Source organism: Companilactobacillus zhongbaensis (genome assembly GCF_003946515.1).
Taxonomy (GTDB): domain Bacteria; phylum Bacillota; class Bacilli; order Lactobacillales; family Lactobacillaceae; genus Companilactobacillus; species Companilactobacillus zhongbaensis.
Window position 1 is genome coordinate 1 of the sequence record NZ_RHOM01000048.1, and the last position, 10,368, is coordinate 10,368.

Annotated in this window: 9 protein-coding genes and 1 pseudogene; all 10 read left to right on the forward strand. The window is 34.4% G+C overall.

Annotated elements, in window-relative coordinates; genetic code table 11:
* A pseudogene (locus EKM69_RS11645) lies at positions 1–159 on the forward strand (replication initiation protein); the annotation flags it as partial.
* The gene (locus tag EKM69_RS11650) at positions 152–766 is read left to right on the forward strand and encodes a DUF536 domain-containing protein (protein ID WP_125711230.1); all 615 of its coding nucleotides are present in this window, start codon (positions 152–154) and stop codon (positions 764–766) included. The pseudogene EKM69_RS11645 and the gene EKM69_RS11650, both read left to right, overlap by 8 nt.
* Positions 767–773: 7 nt before the next feature.
* Positions 774–2,654, forward strand: coding sequence for a site-specific DNA-methyltransferase (locus EKM69_RS11655; RefSeq protein WP_125711232.1), 1,881 nt, complete (start codon positions 774–776; stop codon positions 2,652–2,654).
* A gap of 4 nt (positions 2,655–2,658) precedes the next feature.
* Entirely contained in the window at positions 2,659–5,268 is a 2,610-nt protein-coding gene (locus EKM69_RS11660; protein ID WP_125711234.1) for a DEAD/DEAH box helicase family protein, read from the forward strand.
* A 20-nt stretch (positions 5,269–5,288) separates the two neighbouring features.
* The gene (locus tag EKM69_RS11665) at positions 5,289–6,215 is read left to right on the forward strand and encodes an abortive infection family protein (RefSeq protein ID WP_125711236.1); all 927 of its coding nucleotides are present in this window, start codon (positions 5,289–5,291) and stop codon (positions 6,213–6,215) included.
* A 279-nt stretch (positions 6,216–6,494) separates the two neighbouring features.
* On the forward strand, positions 6,495–7,211 hold the full coding sequence (locus EKM69_RS11670; RefSeq protein WP_225423890.1) for a GIY-YIG nuclease family protein: 717 nt from the start codon (positions 6,495–6,497) through the stop codon (positions 7,209–7,211).
* A 7-nt stretch (positions 7,212–7,218) separates the two neighbouring features.
* On the forward strand, positions 7,219–7,809 hold the full coding sequence (locus EKM69_RS11675) for a site-specific integrase (RefSeq protein WP_191988699.1): 591 nt from the start codon (positions 7,219–7,221) through the stop codon (positions 7,807–7,809).
* A gap of 12 nt (positions 7,810–7,821) precedes the next feature.
* A complete protein-coding gene (locus EKM69_RS11680) occupies positions 7,822–8,181 on the forward strand; it encodes a hypothetical protein (RefSeq protein WP_125711240.1) in 360 nt (119 codons plus the stop codon).
* Positions 8,182–8,555: 374 nt separating this feature from the next.
* Complete coding sequence (locus EKM69_RS11685) at positions 8,556–8,768, forward strand: hypothetical protein (protein WP_010625611.1); 213 nt, start codon at positions 8,556–8,558, stop codon at positions 8,766–8,768.
* A gap of 710 nt (positions 8,769–9,478) precedes the next feature.
* A partial coding sequence (locus EKM69_RS11690) for a replication initiation protein (protein WP_164505939.1) occupies positions 9,479–10,368 on the forward strand: 890 nt, incomplete at its 3' end.

Sequence of the window (10,368 nt, forward strand, 5' to 3'; positions counted from 1 at the left end):
AAATGGCGCGCCATTGACAAGGTTAAGGGGTTAACTTTAGGCTCTACTGAGAAACAAGCATTGGCTGATAAACAGGCCGAGCACGATAAAAAAATAAGAGATCAAGCAAGACAAGAAGCACTTGCTGAACTCCGAAAGGGGTTTGGAAAGCATGTCTAAAACTATTAGAGAACTTGCTGATGAATTGAAGGTCTCCAAACAGACTATTCAATATCACTACCAAAGACTACCAGCAAAGAACCGACAAAAAGATAGTCAAGGTACAAACATAATCAGCCCTACAGCTGAAAAGATTATTAGCGACAAGGTAGCAAAGCCTTTGGTAGCAAAGAACCAACAAACAGGTAGCAAAAAAGTGACAAAGACTAGCAAAGAAAATAATGATCTGGTTGCTACTCTGAGAAGAGAAGTAGAAGATTTAAAGGCTCAACGTGACAAACAGCTTACTACCAAAGACCAGCAAATAAGTAACAAAGACCGACAAATAGATCATCTAACAAAATTGGTGGATCAGCAACAGCAATTACAATTAGCAACGGTAGCAGAAAACCATCAATTAAAAGAACAAGTGCGGAAATTGAGTGAGTTGTCTGAACCCTCTAGTTCAATTCAAAAACGGCCAGAAAATGATAAAGATGATACCTTTTCAAATAACATTAATTCTAGTCAAGCCAAAGATAAAAACAACAAGCAGGAAGAAAAGAACGCATCTAAGAATAAAACCAATAATAGTTGGTGGCATTTTTGGAAAAAGCTAAAAAGGTGAATTAAACATGAGAATAGAACCTAAGGTAATGTCCCAAGTTAAAAGTATTTTAGGAGAGTTTGGAAACACGTATTTAACCAGTGAGGGTTCTCTGAAACGGAATAATGTAATTAACGATCTGGATAAATTCAATCATAGATTGATGACAAAACTATTTAAGGATCCTTTAATACATAAAAACTATGTAGAAAAAATTGCTAACAATGAAGTATTTAAACTCAATCAATTTATTGAGATGTTTGAATATAAAGAATTTTGGGAAGACAGTTATACAAAATATACAAATAAAATCGGTTTAACAGCTAATGGAAAATTTATTGATGAATCTGCTGACGTTGTTCTGGATTTTCCATTTAAAGATACTATTTTAAAAGCTGGTATGACCAAAGAAGATCTAGATAAAGATGAATCTGTTGATGAGCCTTTTTTTAATGAAACTATTGCTAAGCCTGAAATTGATGAGTTGTTGGAGTCTAAAGTATTAGTTAATGCAAAGCGTTATGACAAAGACGGTGAACATGCAACGAACAATATTAGTAATCGAGATAATTTAATTATTAAAGGAAACAACCTAATTGCATTAGAAAGTATAAAAGAACCGGTTGCTGGAAAAGTTAAACTCATTTTTTTAGATCCTCCTTATAACACAGGACATGATTTCCAATATAATGATAAGTTCAACCATTCTTCCTGGTTAACTTTTTTTAAGAATAGAATTCAATTAGCAAAAAAATTGTTGTCTAGTGATGGAAGCTTATGGGTAATATTAGATAATTCTGAAATATATTACGCCAAAGTCTTATTAGATGAAATATTTGGAAGAGAAAACTTTGTGTCAGATATTGTTTGGGTCAACAATAAACAGAGTAAAGGCTATGGAAATGAAATATCATTACATCACAATATTATTTTAGTTTATCGAAAAACGTCAATGTTTAAAATTAATTTATTACCAAGGACAAAGGAGAATAATAAAAATTATCGAAATCCTGATAATGATCCTAAGGGACCTTGGCGTCCTTCAGATGTTCGTAATTCGTTATGGCGTCCAAATCTTCAATATGACATAACTACTCCTGAAGGTAATGTTATTAAGTATCCAAAAAATGGATGGAGATTCAGTAAGGAGACTTTTGAGTCTGAACTTAAAACTGGAAAGATTAAATTCAGTGACGATTATAAACGAGTGATTCGAAAAATTTATTTAGCTGATCAAAAAGGCCGTGTTGTTGAATCTGTTTGGCTAACTACAGATGCTGGATCAACACGAGAAGCAAACGGAGAAATTAAAGCTATGTTTGGCACTAATGTTTTTGGAACGCCTAAGCCAGAAAAACTTCTTCAAAAAATTATTCAAATTGGAACTAAAAAAGGTGATTTAGTACTAGATTTCTTTATGGGGTCAGCTACTACACAAGCTGTTTCGATGAAAATGCATCGTCGCTTCATCGGAATTGAACAAATGGATTATGTCAATACTGTCTCCGTTCCGCGCCTTAAGAAAGTAATTAATGGTGAACAAGGTGGAATTTCTAAAGATGCTGACTGGCATGGTGGTGGCTCTTTTGTTTATGCAGAGTTGATGGAAAAGAATCAAGGTTACCTAAAGGATCTGCTAGCAGCTAAAGATATAAATGAATTAGATGCTGTATATAAACGCATGAAAGCGGGAGCAGATTTCGACTTTCGAGTGGATCTTGATAAATATGAAAATGATGCAGAACGTAAAGCTTTGCCTTTTGAAGAACAAAAACGGTTATTAGTTAGATTATTGGATAAGAATCAACTTTACTACAACTTCAATAATATCGATGATGCCGATGTTCGTGACCTGATTTCCGATAATGATTATCAATTTAATCAAAGTTTTTATGGAAAGAAGGACTAAACTAGTGGTTAAAAAAACAGTTATGAGAAAAATTGAGCTCCCACTGGTCGATTTATTGGAAAACAAACGTAAGATTGATCTTCTTAGTAATGAAAAGCCCTTTATTATCCCAGAATATATTAAAGGTAATTTAAAGCACCAATTACGACCTTACCAAAATCAAGCCTTAGTTAATATAGACTGGACACAGCAACAGCCATTAGCTGATTACCAATATAATCAATTACTCTTCAATATGGCCACTGGCAGTGGCAAAACAGATGTTTTAGCTGCCCTAATCTTGTATTTGTATACTGAATTTACTTATCATAATTTTCTTTTTGTGGTAAATACAAATGCTGTGGTGGCTAAGACTTATGACAATTTATTAAATACTGCTTCACCTAAATATCTTTTTTCGCAACCTTTGACTATTCATGGTCAAAGAATCGAGCTTCGCTCAGTAACTCGGTTTCCTAATACACCAGAAGATGGTGTGATCTATTTAAGATTAACAACTATTCAAGCCTTGACCAATGAGTTAAGTGAAACCAAAGAAAATGGCCTTACTTATGATGATTTTAAGGCTCATAAACTAGTTGTTTTAGCCGACGAAGCTCATCATTTTAGTGCTGGTACTAAAAGTAAAGAGGACCAAAAAGAACGTTCCTGGGAATATGTCCTGGATCGTATTCGTCAAGCTAATCAACATAATCGTCAATTCGAGTTTACTGCAACTCTAGATTTACAAAATGAAGCGATTTATCAAAAATATCGTCAAAAGATTGTTTATAGATACGATTTAAGCCGTTTTATTCACCAAGGATATTCTAAACGGGTATATCGATTACAAGCAAATAACGACGATGAGAACAAAATGCTGAATGCTGTTTTGCTTAGCCAGTATCGTAAGCGAATTGCCAACGACTTAAAAATACCTGACTTTAAACCGGTAATCTTGTTTAAGTCTAATAAAATTGCGGTTTCTAAAGATGCTCGAACAACTTTTTTAAGCATGATATTACAGTTGAATATAACGGACCTAACCGATTTTCTTAAACATCAACAAAACACTAGCCATAGTCAAGCATTGAAACAAGCTTATGATTACTGGTTATCGCAAGATTTGGGTACTGCAATTGTTGAATTAAAACGTGACTTTCAGGCTATGAACACTATTAATGTTAACGATAGTGCCAAAGAAGGAATTTTAGGCGATTTAAATGACTTGCATAATCTAAATACCTTGGAAAGTTCTGATAATCCCTTTCGGGTTATTTTTGCTGTCGCTAAGTTAAGTGAGGGCTGGGACGTTTTAAACCTTTATGATATTGTGCGGATTGGTGAACAATCCACTACCTTGAACCAAACAAACAGTGAAGCTCAGTTGATTGGTCGAGGAGCACGCTACAATCCTTTTGTTTATCAAGGCGAAAACTCTTATACACGTCGTTTTGACAACCAGAATCCTAAATATCAGTTATTAGAGAGTCTTTATTACCACACTATCAATGATCCTAAGTACCTAGATAACCTTAAGAAGTCACTTGATAAGATGGACCTACCTGTCGAAGATGATAGTGATTTTGATGTTTTTGAAACTAATGTTAAACCGTCATTTAAACACTCTAAAGTTTATCAACAGGGTAATCTTTACTACAACGAAGTTGAGCCTGTACCAGATAAAGAATTTAATTGCCTTGACCGTTATGGGGTTAATACCACCACAATGGCTGAAGTCAATTTGGTAGAGAGCACTTGGGAAACAAATTATAATGCTGTTGCTATTGAGAAAGATCCTTTAACAGAAACTAGATTTTTGTTTAAGTTTCGAGATGCCGTAATCTTAGTTAAAAAAGCCTTCTCACGTAATAAGTTCTATCGGTTTAACTCTCTGAAGCAATATATTCCTACTTTGAATTCTTTAAATGAATTTATGACAGCTGATAATTGGTTGGGAAATATTCGTTTGTATGCTCGTGTCAGCAATGGTTCACCAGCCTTAAATCGTAAGCAGCAACTTAAAGCAATTGAACAATATTTAACTTTTGTTCAAAAACAGATTATTAATAACTATCAAAGACAACGCGGTACTAAGCGCTTTATTCCAGTTCCTATAAAATCCTTGATTAGGGACTACCAAAAGAAAGTTGCCAAACATTTTAATAAATCAGTCAGTGAAATGATCTTACCCTACTCAATGAAAAATAAACCTTGGTTTGTTTTTGAAGAAGCCATTGTTGATAAGCTGGAGAAGTCTTTAGTTGACTTAATCGGCGCTTTTGTTGACCGATTAAGTCAAAAATATAGTCAAATTTATTTATTTAGAAATGATGAACGCAATACTAATTTCAAGCTACATCAATTTAAAGGTCAGACAACTCATTATGCCGGTTTCATGCCTGATTTTATCCTCTATTTACAGAATAAAGATTTTTGTTATCAAATTTATATTGAGCCTAAGGGACCCCAATTGCTTGATCAGGATCAGTGGAAACAAGAACTTTTAGAAAGTATTCGTCCTGAAAATATTGAACTTGTTGGTGAGAATGATCAAGTTAAGCTTTATGGTGTTAAATTCTTTACTTACAACGATGGCAGAAATGTTGAGCAAGAAATAGAAAATTTACCGTAGAATTGTGAGGTGATTGTATATTGGAAGATGAAAGTTATTCAATTTTAAATCAAAGAGCTATTATAGATTTACTTATACAAGGAGACATATTCCCCTATATGACTGGATCTGAAATTCAAGATATAGGAATAAAATTTGGAGTAAGTTACGAGGGAGGTAGTCGCTGGCAAATTTTACAATCAATACTTTTTTCGTTACATGAAAATGGGAAAACTAGTGATTTCTTTTACTACTATCTGTTTAAAATGAACATTACTTCTGCTGTTAGAGAAGTGATTGATGGAAATATCAATGCTAAACCGAAATACACAAAAGTAGAAGAAATAGTAGAAGAATCAGAACAAAACAATAAAGCGATTGCTAGTGTATTGAGGACAGATTTAATTAATAAGATAAACTTAGAACTATCAGTGTCCGATAAAAAATTAATTGTTCTCAATGAGAAAATAGCCATTATTGATTCTAAAGCAACCCCCAAAGTACTTGTTGACCCTGCCGAAATCATGAATATTGGTTATGTCAAAAAAATTCTCAACAATGCTAAAGAAGATTTATTAAATAATGATTTAGACAGCGTAGTAACTAAATCTAGAACAATAATTGAAACAGTATTCATAGTAATATTACGTAAGCATCAGATCGATTTTAAAGAAAATGGAGATATTGGTCATTATAGATCCCTAGTTAATAAAACATTGGGCATGAAACCTGACAATAGGTGGGATGAAAATGTTTCTTCTCTAATTAGTGGTCTTAATAAAATCGTTGATTCTATAACTACCATGCGAAATATTAATAGTGATTCCCATGGTAGCTCTAATAGGGTGAAAATCAATGAAGCTGAAGCTGAACTAATTTTAAATTCTGCCGTTAATATTTCTGTATACTATCTAAGAGTGGATGGAAGAAAAGAAAAAAATAGTGTTAATATTACGAAAACATCCTAATAATGAAATTTAAATTTTTTTGATTCGATTTTTTGGGTCTATTTTATACAAATCACCCCTAGAAAAGACTATTAAAAAAGCCCCCATTATCTGACTAGTAGATAACGGGGGCTGTTTTTTTGTTAGGTGATATAATAGTACTTAAAAAACGAGGTCGATGATCACATGCCCAATCACATATTTATCAATCGAGAGTCCGGGAATGATAATATTTCAATATTCTATGACGAACCATCATTTGTGGTCATTGCGAATAAAGATGATCTAACTAGCATTCAGTTGATTGATGAGTCTAAAAAACCTGGTATCTATATATTGTTAGGTGATGATAAACGATATATAGGTCAAGCATCAAATGCTATTTTTAATCGGTTGCAGCAACATTATATTAATAAGCCTTGGTGGAATAAATTAATATTTTTTGGCCGTGAAGATGGCCATTTATCAAAAGCACAGTTAGATCTGCTAGAACGCAAAATAATTGAAAAAATGAAACGAGCAGAAATCGAACTAGATAATAATACCCAAGGTAATCAGAGCTATATTGATAAATTAAGCCAATTTTCTGCCTTATCATTGTTATCGAAAGTTGAACGGGTATTGATAGATATCGCAAATATTAACTTATTTGCTAGTGATGATACCGAATTTGATAGGGTGGACCCTACTCCAAACAACGATACTATTTCGGTTTTATTTGGTAGACAGCATTATACAGGAAGCTCTTACCGAGACGTCTTTATTAAATTAGTATCTACACTTGTCTTGTCGTCAGATATAGCTAAATTAACGGATTTAATAAATTCGACTGAACCCAATACTGTACAAATAATAGGAACCCTAGAGCGCGTCTCAGGACAAGGTACAAAATTAACTAGAGCTATAGATTCCAGTAAATATCATGTCTATGTTAATTTTTCGAAAGATGCATTGTATAAAAAGATACAAATATTAGCTAATTTAACAAACAATAAAGTGACCTTTGAAAGGTGGTAAATTCTCTATGGTGCAACAAATAGTACTACCAATCAAAGACTCTAACGTCTTAAAAATGGTACAAGACACCTTATTAGATAGTTTTCGGGCGGGTCGTCGTAACTACACCATCTTCCAAGTTGGCAAGGCGACACTATTGCGAGTCAGTGATGTCATGCGCTTAAAACAGACCGATATTTTTAATCCGGACGGTTCTATTAAACAAAATGCGTTCATTCATGACCGAAAAACGGGTAAACCTAATACCTTGTACCTTAAACCGGTTCAAACAGAGCTCTTATTGTATCGCCAATGGCTACTTAATCATCAGCTGGATTCTGAATGGCTCTTTCCTTCCCTTCAACACCCCGAGCGCCATATCACGGAAAAACAGTTTTACAAAATCATGAGCAAGGTTGGTGAGCTGTTAGGAATTAATTATCTAGGTACCCATACAATGCGCAAAACCGGTGCTTATCGCGTTTACACGCAATCAAATTATAATATTGGCTTAGTCATGAATTTGCTCAATCATTCCAGTGAAGCCATGACTTTAGCTTATTTAGGCTTAGACCAGGCTAGTACTGAAACGATGCTGGATCAGATTGATTTTGGTTAGGAGGTTGGCTTTATGGATTTAGATTTTAAAACCAACAAATATGAGCTGTTTGATGATTGGCACCAAAACAAGACTAAACAAGAATTTACACAAAAGTTGCAACAGCAAGCTCAACTTGAAAAAACACAGCTGCCACAGTTATTGTCGCGTGAAGATTTAAAAATTCGTTGGCAGATGAACTCTCGTCAAAGTGTTCATCAAGTTGCTAGTAAGCCTGATTTTCCGCAACCCGTTTTTGCTTTTAATCATGGTAAGACGCCACTTTACTTAGCAACTGAAATTCAAATTTTCGAAATTAATCACCCCTGGGTGATAACTCCTGGTGCTCGTCTTGCTTATAGCAATTGGATTCTTCACAATGTGATTGATTAATCTTGAGATTTATCTCTAGGATTTTTATCGTTGGCGCTAGCCTTCTAATACAAATAATACCCATTTCGATGGGTATTAAATCTACCCTTGACAAGTGTCAAGGGTGTAAGTGCGCATTGACCTCGTTTCACTCGGTCTGCTGATAACCATACAATCAATTTTTCTCGTTATTTAATTGAGCATATTCTTAATTCAATTTATGTTTTCACCTAACTAAGATTGTTATGTTTTAAATACTTAAAAAGTGTTGCGGATTAAGCTGTTTTAAGCCATTTTTTTAATCGTTCTGTGCAAAGAATCTTTATAAGTTTGGTAACAAGTTTGGAATAACGGTACTGTAAAATCTGTAAATTTAAACTGAAATCATTATTTTGATGTTAGGAGTCATTAAGATGGACGAAAAGAAAGTATTAAAAACCATTGATGAAATGCTTGCTGATCCTTGGCAAGTTGATATTCAAGAATTGTTTGAAGCTTCTTTCAATGAACCTGACGAGATCAAAAAGAATTTGTATGATTCCCTGTATACTTATGTTTTGCAAAAAAGACAAGAAGATATTATTAATCGTCCTGGCTTCGTTATTTAGCCCTCTAAAAGCCTGCTGAGGGCTTTTTATTTTTGCTTTGGTATAAATATATATAAATAGTCTCAAAATCGCTAGAAACGAGAAATAAGACCCTTAAAAACGAATATAGCAGTTAGATTCTTGTTAAGATTCAAAAAAAACTAACTGTTTGCTGTCAATGGTAGCGGACGAGCAAAGCGTGGGAGCATAAGGAATTGACAGCTCTAAACCAGTCTTAACACTGAATTGGCGAAAGCCAAAGTTTCTATAAAACTTTGCTTTCCTGCCTGACGGCGAGTGAAAAAGCGGTTAAGCTGGCTCAGCTTGGACGGGGTTCGGGGCGTTAGCGCCCGATTAAATGTGGCTTGCCACACCTTATCTGGCAACGAACAGAGTGAGGCGCAAGGAGCGTAGCGACTGGAGTTGAATGTGAGCCAGTTTTTAGCTCACTCCTTTGTGTTTTTTGTTGCTAGGTTTTGGTCTCGTACAGTAGTGCCTCTTTTATACCTCTTTTATAAACCTCTTTTAAACCTCTTTTAGACCCCTCTTGAGGCTTACTCCCCCAAGGCGTACAGAAGTTTATCGACTACATTTTGTCTGTTTATCGACTACATTTTGTCTGTTTATCGACTACATTTTGTCTGTTTATCGACTACATTTTGTCTGTTTATCGACTACATTTATTTACTCCTGTATTCAAATAAGGTAGTATTATTCAAGGAGGTTATTTTATGAGCAATGAATTAGTCAAATATGACCCTGAATTAAATACAATCCCCTTGCGAAGGTTTACTCCTGTAGAAATGAACTTGTTCTTTTCTGTAGTTTCTAGAATGCGTGATAAAGGTGATGATACTGTTAGATTTACCTTTGATCAGTTAAAAGAGTTAAGTGCCTATAAGCCAACCGCAAATAATCGGTTTATTGATGACATACAAAGTACATATCAAAAAATACTAGGTCTTAGATTTGGCTCTCGAAGTAAAGATGGTCTTGATAGAGAGATGTTTGTCATGTTCACTCGATTTGAAATTAAGGGATCTGCAGACGTTCCTTATGTTGATATTCAAATTTATCCCAAAGCGTTGAAACTTCTAAATAATCTCGAAAGTTGGGTTCGTTATGCTTTGACAGAGTTCCGAGATTTAAAGAGTAGTTACGCAAAAACAACTTTTCGTATTCTTAAACAATTCCGAACCACTGGTTATGCTTATTTTTCTAAAAATGATTTCTTTGAACTACTAGATATTCCAAAAAGCTATTGGAGTAAGCCTGCGAACGTTGAATCTAGGGTTATTCGCCCAATTAAAGAAGAACTAACCCCTTTGTTTAGAGGTCTAACTATACGAAAAAAATATGGTAAAGGTCGCGGGAAACCAGTGATTGGTTATACTTTTACTTGGAAGCCTGAAAGAAAAGACGCAAACGACTTTTCTCAAGGTAAGTTCCAAGATGAGCGTCAAAAACTTTTTAATATTCAGCATAATGGTGAATTAACAGAGCAGGAAAAATGGCGCGCCATTGACAAGGTTAAGGGGTTAACTTTAGGCTCTACTGAGAAACAAGCATTGGCTGATAAACAGGCCGAGCACGATAAAAAAATAAGAGATCAAGCAAGACA

Excerpts from the sequence above, each read along its gene's own strand:
- EKM69_RS11650 (WP_125711230.1), top strand. The coding sequence starts at position 152 with ATGTCTAAAACTATTAGAGAACTTGCTGATGAATTGAAGGTCTCCAAA.
- EKM69_RS11655 (WP_125711232.1), top strand. The coding sequence starts at position 774 with ATGAGAATAGAACCTAAGGTAATGTCCCAAGTTAAAAGTATTTTAGGA.
- EKM69_RS11675 (WP_191988699.1), top strand. The coding sequence starts at position 7,219 with ATGGTGCAACAAATAGTACTACCAATCAAAGACTCTAACGTCTTAAAA.
- EKM69_RS11680 (WP_125711240.1), top strand. The coding sequence starts at position 7,822 with ATGGATTTAGATTTTAAAACCAACAAATATGAGCTGTTTGATGATTGG.
- EKM69_RS11685 (WP_010625611.1), top strand. The coding sequence starts at position 8,556 with ATGTTAGGAGTCATTAAGATGGACGAAAAGAAAGTATTAAAAACCATT.